This window comes from Streptomyces sp. NPDC056580 (genome assembly GCF_042793175.1).
In the GTDB taxonomy this organism is placed as follows: Bacteria; Actinomycetota; Actinomycetes; order Streptomycetales; family Streptomycetaceae; genus Streptomyces.
Genome location: NZ_JBHTVE010000006.1, coordinates 498,570 through 512,024, shown reverse-complemented (window position 1 = coordinate 512,024; position 13,455 = coordinate 498,570). Strand labels below are relative to the sequence as shown.

General features: G+C 68.1%; 11 protein-coding genes and 3 pseudogenes. 8 read left to right on the top strand and 6 right to left on the bottom strand.

Annotated features, from left to right (window positions below; all coding sequences use genetic code 11):
• The first annotated feature begins 454 nt into the window (after positions 1 to 454).
• Positions 455 to 763 carry a hypothetical protein gene (locus tag ACFQ9Z_RS16355; protein ID WP_383017116.1) on the top strand — a complete coding sequence of 103 codons (309 nt, stop codon included), beginning with the start codon at positions 455 to 457 and terminating at the stop codon, positions 761 to 763.
• Positions 764 to 1,786: 1,023 nt separating this feature from the next.
• Positions 1,787 to 2,881 carry an IS110 family transposase gene (locus tag ACFQ9Z_RS16350; RefSeq protein ID WP_383017188.1) on the top strand — a complete coding sequence of 365 codons (1,095 nt, stop codon included), beginning with the start codon at positions 1,787 to 1,789 and terminating at the stop codon, positions 2,879 to 2,881.
• A gap of 85 nt (positions 2,882 to 2,966) precedes the next feature.
• Here ACFQ9Z_RS16350 and ACFQ9Z_RS16345 read toward each other — a convergent pair whose 3' ends face one another.
• Positions 2,967 to 3,341 (bottom strand): winged helix-turn-helix transcriptional regulator, encoded by a 375-nt coding sequence (locus tag ACFQ9Z_RS16345; RefSeq protein WP_383017113.1) that lies wholly within the window; start codon positions 3,339 to 3,341, stop codon positions 2,967 to 2,969.
• A gap of 96 nt (positions 3,342 to 3,437) precedes the next feature.
• Between ACFQ9Z_RS16345 and ACFQ9Z_RS16340 the strand changes: the two genes are divergently transcribed.
• Positions 3,438 to 4,319, top strand: a complete 882-nt coding sequence (locus ACFQ9Z_RS16340) for an NAD(P)-dependent oxidoreductase (protein WP_383017110.1) — start codon at positions 3,438 to 3,440, stop codon at positions 4,317 to 4,319.
• A gap of 235 nt (positions 4,320 to 4,554) precedes the next feature.
• On the top strand, positions 4,555 to 5,052 hold the full coding sequence (locus ACFQ9Z_RS16335) for a GNAT family N-acetyltransferase (protein ID WP_383017107.1): 498 nt from the start codon (positions 4,555 to 4,557) through the stop codon (positions 5,050 to 5,052).
• Between the two features lie 36 nt (positions 5,053 to 5,088).
• On the opposite strand, the pseudogene ACFQ9Z_RS16330 reads toward ACFQ9Z_RS16335, so the two are convergent.
• Both ACFQ9Z_RS16330 and ACFQ9Z_RS16325 read right to left on the bottom strand, forming a co-directional pair.
• Positions 5,089 to 5,316 (bottom strand): annotated as a pseudogene (locus tag ACFQ9Z_RS16330) (IS630 family transposase); the annotation flags it as partial.
• Between the two features lie 97 nt (positions 5,317 to 5,413).
• A pseudogene (locus ACFQ9Z_RS16325) lies at positions 5,414 to 5,917 on the bottom strand (hypothetical protein); the annotation flags it as partial.
• Positions 5,918 to 6,100: 183 nt separating this feature from the next.
• On the opposite strand from ACFQ9Z_RS16325, the gene ACFQ9Z_RS16320 reads away from it, so the two are divergent.
• A complete protein-coding gene (locus tag ACFQ9Z_RS16320) occupies positions 6,101 to 6,583 on the top strand; it encodes a hypothetical protein (protein ID WP_383017104.1) in 483 nt (160 codons plus the stop codon).
• 552 nt (positions 6,584 to 7,135) lie between these two features.
• On the opposite strand, the gene ACFQ9Z_RS16315 is transcribed toward ACFQ9Z_RS16320, so the two are convergent.
• Positions 7,136 to 8,026, bottom strand: coding sequence for a LysR family transcriptional regulator (locus ACFQ9Z_RS16315; RefSeq protein ID WP_383017100.1), 891 nt, complete (start codon positions 8,024 to 8,026; stop codon positions 7,136 to 7,138).
• Between the two features lie 98 nt (positions 8,027 to 8,124).
• On the opposite strand from ACFQ9Z_RS16315, the gene ACFQ9Z_RS16310 reads away from it, so the two are divergent.
• Positions 8,125 to 8,490: a YybH family protein gene (locus ACFQ9Z_RS16310; protein WP_383017097.1), complete on the top strand. Its 366-nt coding sequence runs from the start codon at positions 8,125 to 8,127 to the stop codon at positions 8,488 to 8,490.
• A 39-nt stretch (positions 8,491 to 8,529) separates the two neighbouring features.
• Positions 8,530 to 8,923, top strand: a pseudogene (locus ACFQ9Z_RS16305) (transposase); the annotation flags it as partial.
• Positions 8,924 to 9,059: 136 nt separating this feature from the next.
• Here the strand turns inward: ACFQ9Z_RS16305 and ACFQ9Z_RS16300 are convergent.
• Together ACFQ9Z_RS16300 and ACFQ9Z_RS16295 are read right to left on the bottom strand one after the other, a co-directional pair.
• Positions 9,060 to 10,463 carry an FG-GAP repeat domain-containing protein gene (locus tag ACFQ9Z_RS16300; protein ID WP_383017094.1) on the bottom strand — a complete coding sequence of 468 codons (1,404 nt, stop codon included), beginning with the start codon at positions 10,461 to 10,463 and terminating at the stop codon, positions 9,060 to 9,062.
• Positions 10,464 to 11,224: 761 nt separating this feature from the next.
• On the bottom strand, positions 11,225 to 11,386 hold the full coding sequence (locus ACFQ9Z_RS16295; RefSeq protein ID WP_383017091.1) for a hypothetical protein: 162 nt from the start codon (positions 11,384 to 11,386) through the stop codon (positions 11,225 to 11,227).
• Between the two features lie 90 nt (positions 11,387 to 11,476).
• Here ACFQ9Z_RS16295 and ACFQ9Z_RS16290 point away from each other — a divergent pair, with 90 nt between their 5' ends.
• Positions 11,477 to 13,249 (top strand): MOSC domain-containing protein, encoded by a 1,773-nt coding sequence (locus ACFQ9Z_RS16290; RefSeq protein ID WP_383017088.1) that lies wholly within the window; start codon positions 11,477 to 11,479, stop codon positions 13,247 to 13,249.
• Positions 13,250 to 13,455: the final 206 nt, after the last annotated feature.

Genomic DNA, 13,455 nt, shown 5'->3' with positions numbered 1-13,455 from the left:
CCTGAGCTGAGGTGAACAGTGCGCATCCGTGCACACAGCTGAGGTCAGAGCAGGCTAAAGATTCGCTTCACCACCGGGCTGAAGCCCGGTGCACTGCGAATAGACCCGGTAGCGTGAGCCGGCACACCGAACTCGCAGCAGTAATCGCCATGCCACTCACCGGGGAGCAGTCCGCTTCCGTCGCCGTGCGGGCCGCGCGCCGGTGTCGTCCGCGGCGGTCGTGGGCGTCGGCCGCGGCGGTCGTAGGTCCGGCACGGCCAGGCATCGTGCGCCGACTACGGGTGCACCCGCGCCGAGTGCCGCTGGGCTACCCTGCGTGACCGCCGCCAGCGCAACCAGGACCGCGCGCGGTCTGTCCGCCCGTTTCCCACCGCATGCCGCCGCTCGGTGGGCTGTACGGCTACGCAAGCACGGCAGGTCAGCGCAGGACATCGCCGACCGGACCGGTCTGTCCGTGCCCCTGGTCCGCCCGCGTGCTCCGGACCCCACGCACGGCCAGACGGTCCGGGACATCGCCCTCACGTCCGCCGACGCCATCCTCGGCATCCCCCTCCCCCACCGCCGCAACCCCGGTATCCCCGGGCTGACCGACTCCACCGAGGCGTCCCGGCTGCCGGCCGAGCTGGCACGCGCCGGATGGCCCGCCACCACACTCGCCTTACGCCTGGACGTCACCCCCCTATCGTCGCCGAGGTCCGCGACGAACGCCCCCGCCTCCGCCTCGACCTGGCGCTACGCATACGCCGCCTGCACCGCGACCTGATCAGCCTCAAGCCCGCCGGCCACGGCATCCACCCCACCGACCTCGCCCGCACCCGCGCCGCAGCCACCCGACGCACCGCGACGGCAGCCGCCTGATCCGGATAGCTCCAACACGATGTCGCACCGTCGTCGTTGATGCGCCGCGCAAGGCCTTGATGAATGTGTGCACGAGAACCTCGTGAACAGAGCGAACCGCTGCTGTTCGCGCTTGTTGGTGTCAGAAGCTGGTGTCAAAGTCCCCCGCATGCCCGGTCCTGGCGGGGGGCTTGTGCAGGGGTCACCATGATTCGGCCTGCAAGAACAATCTGATCACTTCCGCCAAGATCCATATGGAGAACCCCAGACAGGCAAGCCACAGGCCCCACAGGATCCAGCGGGCCTCTCGTCGCATATGCATGAGGCGATCATCCTCACTCCTGGCGCTGTCGTGGGCCGATTTCACAGCCACGCGGCAGCAGTGTCAGGTACGGGGCCTCCAGCGCCCGCAAGGCCCTCACTGTCGAAGACCCTGCCGCGGCCCGGGACCCGAGCATCTGCATGACATCGCGATCCTGGCCCGGTCGCTGCTGACCTTGGGTGCGAGCTGCCCCCGCCGGGCCCCCGAACTCCCATGTCGCACTGCATCCCCTGACGGTGCGGCACGAGGCAAGACGCCCGCATTAGCCCGGCTGGGCACGCCTCTGGGCTGTTGCGGGACAGACTCAGCCTTCCCACAGAGCGCCATGCCGTGGAGTGCGGGATCAACCGGGTGAAACGCCACCGGACGGTGGCCACTCGCTACGACTGTGAGGATGTTGGGGTGCCGCCTTGGGCGGCGGTCTGGCCCGCGATACGACTGGCCCTGGTGCCTTGCGTTTGATCTGCCGACTGCCGTCTGAGGCGGTGCATGCTGCCACCGAAACGGTGGGCGTGTCCCGATAGGGGCCTTCGCGACAGGCACCGTCACAGTCCTGACCGCCACACCGTTCCGGCGTCAGCCACCGGCGTTCCCGAGGCGATCAGGAGACAGGCGACCATGTCCAGCATGACCCAGCAAAGCCATCCAGGCCACGACGCGACTGAACAGCACGAACAGGTCCTGCTCGGAGTCGGCACGCACAAAGACGTACATGTGGCTGCCGTCATCACCGGCACGGGAGTCCTGCTGGACACACGAGGCTTTCCTACGACCCGGGAGGGCTATCGCCAGCTCCTGTCGTGGGCACGTGCTTTCGGGCAGTTACAGCGAGCCGGGGTGGAGTGCACAGGTTCCTACGGAGCCGCTCTCACCCGTTATCTGCACCATGAAGGCGTCAGGGTCACCGAGGTCAACCAGCCCGACAAGGCCGCCCGGCGCCGGCACGGAAAGTCCGACTCCATCGATGCGGCGGCCGCCGCCCGGGCGGTCCTCTCCGGCCGGGCCACGGCCACCGCCAAGACGACCGACGGCCCGGTGGAGACGATTCGGCTGTTCAAGATGGCCAAGACCTCCGCGGTCAAGTCCCGGTCCATGGCCATCAACCAGCTCAAGGCCGTGCTCGTGGCGGCAGAGCCGGCCTTGCGTGAGTCGCTGGCAGGGCTGAGCAACCCCAAACTCATCCACCGGTGTTCGCAGCTGCGGCCCGCGTCCGGCACAGGGCCGCAGGCAGCATCCCGCCATACGCTCCGGCTCCTGGCGAGGCGGATACTGCACCTCACCGAGGAGATCAACGACCTCACGGCCCGGATCAGGGCTGCGATCGAAGCCTGCGCACCCAAGCTCCTGGGCCTCTACGGCGTCGGTCCGGACACGGCCGCAGCCTTGCTGACCGCGGCTGGTGACAACCCCGACCGCCTGACCAGCGAGGCCTCATTCGCTGCCCTCTGCGGTGCCAGCCCCGTGGAAGCATCGTCTGGAAAGACCCAGCGTCGCAGGCTCAACCGCGGCGGCGACCGCCAGGCCAATTCAGCGCTCTACACCATCGTCCTAGCTCGCCTGCGCTGGGACACCCGCACCCGTCACTACGTGGAACGACGCGTCACCGAGGGCAAAACACGACGCGAAGCCATCCGATGCCTCAAACGCTACGTCGCCCGCGAGATCTACCAAGCCCTCCTTATATCCAGAAGGCAATCCCCGGCACCAGCACACGCCAGTTGACATCCATAGGGGCATCAAACTCGCGGTCCGCTACGAGGCGACCGTGCTGGTCGCCGCCATCAACGAGTGGCTGCGACCAGGACGTTCACAACGGACCCTGGCTCGCCTTCTCCTCCAGCGCTCGAGTGGTCGGCCGCTCGCGACCCCAGGCGGCCAGCGGCTGGAGTGCGTCGTTGAGGCGCATGCCGTCCTCGGTCAGCGAGTACTCGACGCGGGGCGGCACCTCGTCGTAGGAGACGCGGCGCACGACGCCGTCCGCTTCCAGCTCCCGTAGGTGAGAGGCCAGCACCTTCTCGGTGATGCCGGGAAGCAGCCGGCGCAGCTCGCCGAAGCGGCGGTAGGGGTGCTCGTGGAGCGCCCAGAGGATCAGCACCTTCCACTTGCCGCCGATCACCTCCATCGCGGTATCGATCCCGCAGACGTGTCCGTCTGGTGCGCCCGGCCGGTTCAGCGTCGTCATGCCCCACCCTTCCGACGTGCTCGGTCACCCCGGGGTAACCACCCACTACCAAGTGCGTACTTGATCGCCTCCGGGCCTGTGACCAGCCTAATCGGCATGGCACACAATACTGTTGAGAAGACTTCCGTCACGCTGTTGGGCCTCGGCGCGATGGGCACCGCGCTGGCCCGAACCTGGCTTGCCGCCGGTCACCCGCTCACCGTCTGGAACCGCACCCCGGCCCGTGCCGCAACACTTGCCACCGAAGGTGCACGGGTCGCGGACAGCGCCGCTGAGGCGGTCGCGGCGAACGCCCTGATCATCGTTTGCCTGTTGGACGACGCCTCGGTCGAGGAGGTGCTGGCCGGCGCCGACCTGGCGGGCCGGGACCTGGTTAACCTGACCACCAGCACCCCTGCCCAGGCCCGCGCCCGGGCCGAGTGGGCCCGCGAGCGCGGCGCCCGCTACCTGGACGGCGGGATCATGGCTGTCCCCCCGATGATCGGCGTCCCGGAAGCCGGCGGCTACGTCTTCTACAGCGGCTCGCGGGAGCTGTTCGGGCGGCACCAGGAAACCCTGGCCGTCCCGGCTGGCACTACCTACGTCGGCGGGGACGCCGGTTTCGCGGCCCTGCACGACGTGGCCCTGCTCAGCGCCATGTACGGGATGTTCGCCGGTGCCGCGCACGCCTTCGCCCTGATCCGCAAGGAGGACATCGACCCCGCGGCCCTCGCCCCGCTGCTCACCGACTGGCTCATCGCGATGGCCCCGGCCGTTCACCAGACCGCCGACCAGCTTCGGAGCGGCGACTACACCAAGGGTGTCGTCTCCAACCTCGCCATGCAGGTGGCCGGCACGCCGACCTTCCTGGGCACCGCCGAGCAGCAGGGTGTCAGCCCGGAACTGCTCAGCCCCTACTTCGAGCTGATGCGTCGCCGTCTGACCGAGGGCAGCGGCGAGGAGGACCTAACGGGCGTGATCGACCTGCTGGTGCGCTGACCAGCCACTCGCCAGAGGCGACCGTGCTGGTCAAAGTCTGTAACGAGACGCTGTGACCAGCACTTCACAACACCCCCTATGCCGTGACCGGATAGGTTCACCGAGGTCTCGTGGTCTGCGGGTGCGTGAGGCACCACCGCTCCCCGGTTCCGACTGGTCGCAGGGCTGAACGACCTCGTTTGCGTGGTTGTAATCAACTTGCTGCCCGCCCCGTCGGGCGGGCAGGGTCTGGATCATGCTTGAACTACGCACCTTGGAAGCAGACGACTGGCCCCTTTGGCGGGAGTTGCGACTGGCCGCGCTTGTTGAGGCGCCCTACGCGTTCGGATCGACGCTGGCCCAGTGGCAGGGCTCCGGGGACCGAGAGGAACGCTGGCGTGCCCGTCTGTCGATTCCTGGCGCGCACGATCTCGTCGCGCTCCTCGACGGCCTCCCTGTGGGCATGGCCAGCGGAGTGCCGGGCGAGGGAGCAGAGAACGTGGAGTTGATCTCGATGTGGGTCAATCCCACGGCTCGAGGCAAGGGCGTGGGCGACTGTCTGATCCAGGCGGTCGAGCGGTGGGCGGCGGAGCGCGGTGCCACCACGCTGCGGTTGTCCGTCATGCCGGACAACCGCAAGGCGACCGCGCTCTATGAGCGGCACGGTTTCACGGACACGGGTGAGCCCGGCGATCTTCTGCCCGATGGCGTGGGCAGGGAGCGGGTCATGGCGAAGAGCCTGGCCGTTGTCTGATCTCCGCATCCGGGCACGGCGGGATTCCCCACGTGCTCAGACTGCGGCGGCAAGGGGGCGTCCGCCCCAGCGAATGCCCTTCTCGCTGCGGACGCGAGCACGTTCCCGGCGTTGTGCGGCGAGCATGTCGGGGTGGCGGGCGTTGGCATAGTGCCAGCACAGGTAGGCGTGCAGCGCCCGGGTCTGCACCGTGTGATTCGGATGCTTGGAGTTGGCCAGGGTGAACTGCCGCAGCGGGCCGCAGCGGGCGAAGTGCGCCTCGAGAGCTCCTTGGGCCACGCCTGGCGGCAATTAGGGCCCGTTGCGAACGTCTCGGCATCGCCTGCGGCTGCAAGCCACGGCCGGCAGGTGTCTCCTTCTCCTATTGCGGTCTCATGAGGTCCTGGTCCTCGCCCCATGCATCCAGTACCTCGCTGTGTCCGGCCTCTCGGGTGGCCGCCTCGACAAGGGCGAACAGGTGTCGCTGCAGGGATGGGTCGCCTGTTGCCGAGATGTGCTCCACGGCACGGAGCAACACGTCGGTGTTCCAGCCCGGCAGTGGATGTCGGGCAAGCTCCCACTCCAGGTACTTGTTGTAGGGGCGGGGGCGGCAGTCGATGGCGAAGAGCAGCTCGAGTAGAAACCGGATGCTGTCGGCGGCGTCCAGGCGAGCGGCCAGGGCCTGGCCGTCCCGGTGGTTCTTGATGGAGCGGTAGAGCGAGTTGGCGTAGGCGTCGAGCCAGCCACTGGCGTCCTGGAATGCCTCATCTGCATCCAGGCGCGCCTTGTCGGCGAGGATCCGGGCGATGCCTCCATCGAGCCGGTCGAGCACGACGTGGGCTCGGGCGAGGGCGTAGCGTTCAAAGCCTGGCAGACGGCGGGCGCGTCACCGGCCTGGCCTGTGGTGACGGCCAGGCCAGGGTCGTGCATGGCCGTCTGCGGTCTGGTGGATCTTGGTGCTCAGTCCGCCGTGCGTTGGTCTCCCTTGTGCGCCCTCGTACGGCCCGGGGACGGCCCGAGGCTCAGACTGGCGGATCCGGCTGTCAGTGCTCCATGGCACTGTGCCGCCATGACAAAGACCGCAGAGCTTACCCTCTTCGCCGACTACTTCCAGCTCCATGTGTCCGATGCGGATTCGGACGGTGATCTGAGCGACGCATGGACGGACCAAGCCGTTGCCGATCACCTTGCGGTTGTACGGGACGCGCTTGGCATCGGTACTGCCGTAAACGTCAATGTGTCCGTCACGGTCGCCCTCCTCCCCCAGGAACCTGAGGATGACAGTCCCGAATTCGATCACGTGGTTGAAGCCAGCCTCAACGTAACGCTGGGGCGGCTGACGGTTCTGGGCTGCACGGACTACGCGCCAGAAGCGGCAACGTTCGAGGTCCTCCCGGGGTGGAATCGCGTCCGCGTGTCCCGCAGTAACTTGGCACGGGCTACTGAGGCGGACGTCGACTCGGATAAGAGCCCCGAGACCATCGAGAAGGTCCGCATCCAAGTGTGGCCGGCCCCCGAGGCCCCGTCAAAGATCATCAAGCGGTGGATGTAAGACGCTGTCCAGTCGCCCTGGTGCGGCATCATGCCCAGAGGTCGGCGCAGCGGCTTTGGGCTGGAGTTTCAATGACCGAGTCAAGGCTGCGGTCGCCCTCCATCCGTGAGGGCGAGACCTCGTCCCGAAGGGTGGGACCAGTACGCGGGCGCGGATGGGGCACGGTACCTCGCGGGCAGCGCTGATCTATCAACACCTGACCAGCGACCGGGACCGTGCGATCGCGGATCGACTCCGGGCCATGATCCACAAGGTCGGGGGGCTCCGGATAGAAGATGTGGACTCCGCGTGGAATCGAGTGGCAAGCGTGTGGCGCGCACTCAGAAATGACGAAGAGCCAGCTTTAGCGCACGATCTGACATGGATGTTCCTCAATCCCCTTGTCCCCCGTGAGTTCGCGGAAACTGAAGGCGCTTCAGCGGGAGCCCCAGGGTCTGACGCCCCGATGTGACGGGGTGGACCCGTGGGCTCGCGGCGGAGTCGCGGGTCGGCTTCACCTGGCAACCAAGCGAAGTCGAAACACCCGTCGAGTGGATCTTGTAAGACGTTCCGTTACGTAGGGTCGGGCTTGATGAATGCCTGCCGGCTGTACGCAAGCAACTCACGTACCCCGGGGCTGTGCGCGCTCTTCCAGATCAGGGCGAGCACTGCGGGTTTATCGACGTCATCGATGGTGTGCGCGGTGAGCCGATCGCGGTAGCGCGCGGCCATGGATTCGCTGAGGATGGCTACGGCGAGCCCGCGGGCGGCGAGATCGGCAATGGCGTCGGCGGCGCTGGCTTGAAGTGTGATCGTGGGTTGAAGGCTCTGTGCGGCGCAGGCCTGGTCGAATACCGTGCGGATGCCGGTGCCGCGCGGCATGCACACGATCGGGTGTGCAACTAGGTCACGCAAGGCGACCCGTCGCTGTTTGGCCAAGGGGTGACCGGCCGGAACTGCCGCGACGAGCCGCTCGCTGATGAGGGTCAGCGCCTCCAGCCCGTCGGGGGCGGCGGTTGCGGCCCCGATGAGTGCCAGGTCGATGGTGCTGGCGCGCACCTTCTCGATGAGCCGGTCGGAGCTGTCCTCCACCAGTGAGATCTCCACGCCGGGATGCGCTTGGTGAAACGTGGCGAGGGCGTCGAACAGCGGCGTGAGGGTGCAGCCGATGACCATTCCGACGGTGAGCCGACCGCGGATCAGGTCGGTCACCTCGCCCACCGCCTGGCCGACCGCCCCAGCGGCGGCGAGCGCGGAGCGGGCGTGTTCGAGCGCGGCCTTTCCGGCGACCGTGAGGGTGACGGTGCGGGCCGACCGGTCGAACAGCTCGGCGCCGAGTTCCCGCTCCAGCTGGCGGATCTGGGCGCTGACGCCGGACTGGCTGATGTGGACCCGTTCGGCCGCCCGGGTGAAGTTCTGTTCCTCGGCGACCGCGACGAAGTATTCCAGCTGCCTCAGATCCATGACTGCAGATTGTAGCTTGCAGAAGATCCATCTGTTGGACTTCTGATCAGGAGGAGGCGACGCTGGGAAGCGCCGAAGCCCGACGTCAGGAGGAATCCATGCCGGAGTACGAAAAGGCCATGCGCCCCGAAGACATCACCCGATTGTTCGTCGAACGATCCAACGCCGGTGACGCGGCCGGGGTCGCCGCACTCTACGAAGAGGGTGCGGTGATGGCCTATCCGCCCGGCGACCGGACGGTGGGCCGGGAGGCGATCCGTATGCTGTGGGAGAAGGTGCTGGCCGACCGTCCCCACTTCGAGCGGGAACAACCGCTGCCGACGCTGATCAGCGGCGACATCGCCCTCACCTCGACCCCGCCGAAGGACGGGGCTGGCGCCCGGGCACAGGTCGTCCGGCGTCAGCCGGACGGAAGCTGGCTGCGCCTGCTCGACCAGCCCGAGTTCACGCCGCCCACCCGCTGAGTTCCCCGCCCCCCGTGTTCGCGAACGGAAGACCGTTTCATACCGCTCGCGGTGTCGTTGACCGGCGGAAATCGCAACGACGTCACACGGTTGCTGCCTCTGCTGGACAAGGTTCCATCGGTCGCGGGTGTCGTCGGCCGGCCTCGACGCAGACCCGATGCCCTGCTCGCCGACCGCGCCTCCGACCACGACGAGTACCGTCGTCCGCTCTGGGATCGCGGCATCCGCCCCGTGATCGCCGAACGAGGCGTGGAACGGCCCTGGCCTCGGCATCTTCCGCTGGGTGGTCGAGCACACGATCGCCTGGCTGCACGGCTTTCGACGGCTGCGGATCCGCTGGGAGCGGCGCGACGACATCCACGATGCCTTCCTCGCCCTCGCCACCTGCCTGATCACCTACCGAGACGTCCAACGCCTTTGTCAGGACCTCTAACGGTTCGTGGCGGCGGGCGCTGTGTGGGCGACACGGGCCAGGGTCGCGGGCAGGGCGACGACTCCGGTGACCGCCATGGCGACGGCAAGTCCCGTGCGCCAGCTCCTTCGTGGTCTGTCCTTGTGGCTGACTCCGTTCAGCTGGGGAACTGGCCCAGCGAGTCGCCGACGTTCGCGACCATGCCGAGCGTTGCCGGGCCGAAGGAGAAGGAACCCGCGGCGGTGGCTCCCGATGAGGTGGTACGGAACACCCACACGGCACCGACGCCGTGGTTCTCCCCGGGCGCCGCCACGACGGGCTCCGCCCGGCCGTCGCTGTCACCGTCGACGAGGTGGACGCCACGACCGAACAGGTCGACGGACTCGGCGGTGCCGGGGACATTCGCGGTGTTCTGGCTGAAGACCTTGGTGCCGGCACCGGTCGGCCCCTTCGGGCCGCCCGGGACCACGGCGAAGGTGCCCGCCCAGTCCAGCTTGCCGACGGCCTCCTGCCCATTGCCTGCCAGGACGTCCCCGTACCCGTCGCCGTCGACGTCCCCGATGGAGAGCGCGGAGCCGAAACTGTCGCCTTCCTCCTGGGTGCCGGGAACACCGGGGGTGTCCTGGTCGATCACCCGGGTCGTGGTGGTGCCCGGGCCGGTCGCGGTGCCGTAGTTGATGTGGAGCGAGGTCCCCCCGACGACGAGGTCGGCTCGGCGGTCGCCGTTGAGGTCTCCGAGGCCCACCTGGGTGCCGGGCGCGAGGAGTCGCCCCTTCCCGTCCTTCAGGGTGATGGGCGACAGCAGGCCGTGGCGGCTGCCGCGCAGGTAGTTCAGGTGGGACGGGGTGTACTCCTCGTCGTCCGGTGCGATCGCGCTGACGCCGACGACGAGGTCGGTGATCCCGTCGCCGTCCACGTCGCCGGCTGCCGCGGCGTAGAGGGGGTCGTAGCTTCCGGCGACTTTGATCCCCTGGATCGAGGCGGCGCTGCCGTCCCGTCCGAAGGGGCCGTACTCCACGCGGTCGGGCCGGACCAGGTCCTGGTGCCCGTCTCCGTTGAAGTCACCGGTGGCGGACACGCTCTCGCGGTAGGCGTCACTGCCGGCAGCCCGCAGGACCGTCCCGGAGACGAAGCCGCCGGGGGCACCCCACAGCACGGTCCTGCTGCCCTCCAGATCGACGCCGTCCTGCGTCCAGTTCTCGGAAGCGGCCGTGACCACCAGGTCGGTGAACCCGTCCCCGTCCAGGTCGGCTGCGTCGAGCCGGGACCCGAAGTGGTCGTTCACCTCGGGCGAACCGGGGACACCCGCGGACGCCTGCGAGTACACCTGCTTCGCACGGGTGCCGAGCCCGCTCGCGGAGCCGTACAGCACGGCGACGTATCCGGCCCCGGTCTTGCCGCTCACCGTGCCGGACGAGGCGGCGACGGCCAGATCCGCGTACCCGTCCCCGTTGAAGTCCTCCCGCACCCGGATGGTCGCGGGCGCGGCATGAGCGGCCGGCACGGGAGCGACGGCGGTGGCGGACAAGAGGGCGAGGGCGATGACGAGCGTACGTCGCATTCTGGGTGCGGCAGGCTGGAACACAGGAACTCCGGCAATCTGAAGGGATGTTGACGACCGAGAGGATCAAGATCCCTCCAGGCTGCCCAGTACGACTCACCACGTCGCCGGTTGGTTGCCCTGTTGGGTGCCGGAAGTTTCCCTGGGGTTAACCTCCCCCTTTCGCTTCAAGTGGTTGAGCTGCGGCGATGGCGGAGGACTGGTGCTGTCGGCCTCTGGTCGTTGAGTGGGCATGGCTTGGGCCCGACGCTCGGGCCGGGGTCTCCAGCGGGTTCCTTGCCACCGCTTGAGCGGCCGGGTCCGGGACAGGAGCGCTCATGTCGATCGCTTCTTTCGCGCGGATCACAGTGGGCTGCGGATACCGACGTCAGCGGTCGTGCGTCCCATTCATTCCAAGCTGCGCCTCGCCCAGGAAGACCGCCGGTGCGGACCAGCGTGGAGGTGGCTCCCGGCGGTGGTCAGGTAGGGTGAAATCGAACGATTCGGCTGATAGAGGAGAAAAGCTGAATTCGGATTCAGCATTTCTCCTGGCATTACATCGAGGCGTAACACCGAGTAGCTCACCATGACTCCAGGTGACCATCGGAGGCCGCCGTGCTCCCTACGCATCGTCGGACCGCGACCGTCGACGCCCAGCAGGTGTTCTATCGCGAGGCGGGCCCCGCGCGAGCGCCGACAATACTGTTTCTGCACGGACTCCCCAGCAGTTCCCACACGTTCCGACACCACATGCCCGGCCTATCCGACCGCTGCACGTTCGATCACCTGGCCGCCATCACCCGCAGCTCCATGAGTACTACCGCACCAGCCAGGTTCCATCGCTGGCCGTCCGGGGCGAGCGCGACGAAATCTTCGGGCCGGACGAGCTCGCCTTCTCGCAAGATCCGCCCGACGCCGAAACCCATATGCTCCCAGCCGGTCATCTCCCCCCTGGAAACGCACCTGGACGCCATAAGCGTTACATCCACGGATTCCTCGGCCGCGTGACCGGCTGAGGACGAGGAGGGTGAGCGGTGGCCACCTTGATATCAGTCAACGTAGGGATGCCCAAGGACGTCTCCTGGCACGGCAGGACCGTGTACACCGGGGTGCTCAAGCGGCCCGTGTCCGGGCCGCGGATGGTGAGGCGGCTGAACATCGACGGAGACGGTCAGGGCGACCTGGACGGACACGGCGGGGAAATGAGGGCCGTGCTGGTCTACCAACTCGACTCCTACCGCTTCTGGTCCGAGAAACTGGGTCGGGACGACCTGACGCCGGGCAGCTTCGGGGAGAACTTCACGGTCGACGGGCTCCCCGACGACGAAGTATGCATCGGCGACCGGTACCGGGTCGGCGGAGCCCTTCTGGAGGTCTCGCAACCGCGGGTGACCTGCTACCGGGTCGGCATGCGCTTGAAGGAACCGCGCATGGCGGCGCTGCTGGTCGCTCACCATCGGCCCGGCTTCTACCTGCGTGTCATCGAAGAGGGCGAGGTGGAGGCCGGGCAGCAGATCGTCAAGGTCTCCACCGGCCCGGAAGCCATGACCGTCGAGGAGATCGATTCCGTCCTCTACCTCTCCGGTCACACTGCCGACCAGGTGCGCCGTGCCCTGCGCATACCGGCTCTCAGCCCGGGCTGGCAGGGCTCGATGCGGGATCTGCTCGAACAGACCGACAAGGGCGCGACCGCGTCGTCCGGCAGCGCCGGCCTCACCGTCGCAGCCAACGTCCCGCCCCCGGCGTGGCGCGGCTTCCGTCCTCTGACCGTCACGGACGTCCATCCCGAGAGCGAGAACGTGATCTCCTTGAGCCTGGCCGCGGCTGACGGCTCTGCCCTGCCTGCCGCGCTGCCGGGACAGTTCCTGACCGTGAGGATGCGCACGACCGAAGACGGGACGTCCCTGATTCGCAGCTACTCGCTGTCAGGCCGGCCCGGCACGGGCACATACCGGATCAGCGTGAAGGTGGAACCACACGGCCTGGCGAGCACCTACGTGCGCGCGCACGTCCGGACCGGGGACAGCCTGGAGTTCGCCGCACCGCGCGGCACCTTCTACCTGCCCAGTGGTGACACGCCGGTCGTGCTGGTGTCCGCCGGCATCGGCGCGACTCCCGTGCTGGCCATGCTGCACGCACTGGCGGACGCCTCCTCCGGCAGACAGGTGTGGTGGCTGCACGCCGCCCGCAACGGCCGTGAGCATCCCTTCGCCCAGGAGGTCCGTGACCTGGTAGCACTCCTAGCCGACGCACGCTCCATCGTCTACTACAGCAAGCCCGACCGAGCCGACGAGCGCGGCAAGGACTACTCGGAAGAGGGCCGCATCTCCAGTGAGCGGATCCTCAGTCTGGGCCTGCCCACAGATGCCGACGCTTACATCTGCGGGCCGGCGGCCTTCATGGACAGCATGACCGACGCGCTGGTCAAGGCCGGCCTGCTGCCGTCCCACGTGCACACCGAGAACTTCAGCGGCGGCCCCTCCCTCACTCCAGGGGTCAAGGGCACGCCCGCGGCAAGGGCGCCACACCAGCCGGACGGCGCGCCTGGCGCCGGTCCCTCCGTCTCCTTCGCCCGCAGTGGACTGACCGTCGCGTGGAACGACAACCAGAGCTCCCTGCTGGAACTCGCGGAAGCATGCGACGTTCCGGTCCAGTGGTCGTGCCGCACCGGCGTCTGCCACACCTGTGAGCTCGCCATGATGTCCGGGGCCGTCGACTACTCTCCGGACCCGGTCGAGCCACCGGGCGAGGGCAACATCCTGATCTGCTGCAGCAGACCCGCGCAGGACGTCGTCCTGGATCTCTGACACCTGCCGGCCCCGCAGGCAGACCTTCTCGGCGGAAGGACAATCGAATGATTCCCAGGACGGCAGCGGTGGACCCGGATCAATCGGAGTGGGACGTGATCGTCCTCGGCGGTGCCACGGGGGGGGTGAGAACGCCGGACAGTACAAGCGCGGATCGCCGGGGACGCCATCGCGGCCCGCGCCGCCGGCCGCGCCGACCTGCCGTC

Coding starts and splice junctions, on each gene's coding strand:
- ACFQ9Z_RS16335 (WP_383017107.1), top strand. CDS start 4,555: ATGCTTGAACTACGCACCTTGGAAGCAGACGACTGGCCCCTTTGGCGG.
- ACFQ9Z_RS16320 (WP_383017104.1), top strand. CDS start 6,101: ATGACAAAGACCGCAGAGCTTACCCTCTTCGCCGACTACTTCCAGCTC.
- ACFQ9Z_RS16300 (WP_383017094.1), bottom strand. CDS start 10,463: ATGCGACGTACGCTCGTCATCGCCCTCGCCCTCTTGTCCGCCACCGCC.
- ACFQ9Z_RS16345 (WP_383017113.1), bottom strand. CDS start 3,341: ATGACGACGCTGAACCGGCCGGGCGCACCAGACGGACACGTCTGCGGG.
- ACFQ9Z_RS16315 (WP_383017100.1), bottom strand. CDS start 8,026: ATGGATCTGAGGCAGCTGGAATACTTCGTCGCGGTCGCCGAGGAACAG.
- ACFQ9Z_RS16350 (WP_383017188.1), top strand. CDS start 1,787: ATGACCCAGCAAAGCCATCCAGGCCACGACGCGACTGAACAGCACGAA.
- ACFQ9Z_RS16340 (WP_383017110.1), top strand. CDS start 3,438: ATGGCACACAATACTGTTGAGAAGACTTCCGTCACGCTGTTGGGCCTC.
- ACFQ9Z_RS16310 (WP_383017097.1), top strand. CDS start 8,125: ATGCCGGAGTACGAAAAGGCCATGCGCCCCGAAGACATCACCCGATTG.
- ACFQ9Z_RS16295 (WP_383017091.1), bottom strand. CDS start 11,386: ATGACCGGCTGGGAGCATATGGGTTTCGGCGTCGGGCGGATCTTGCGA.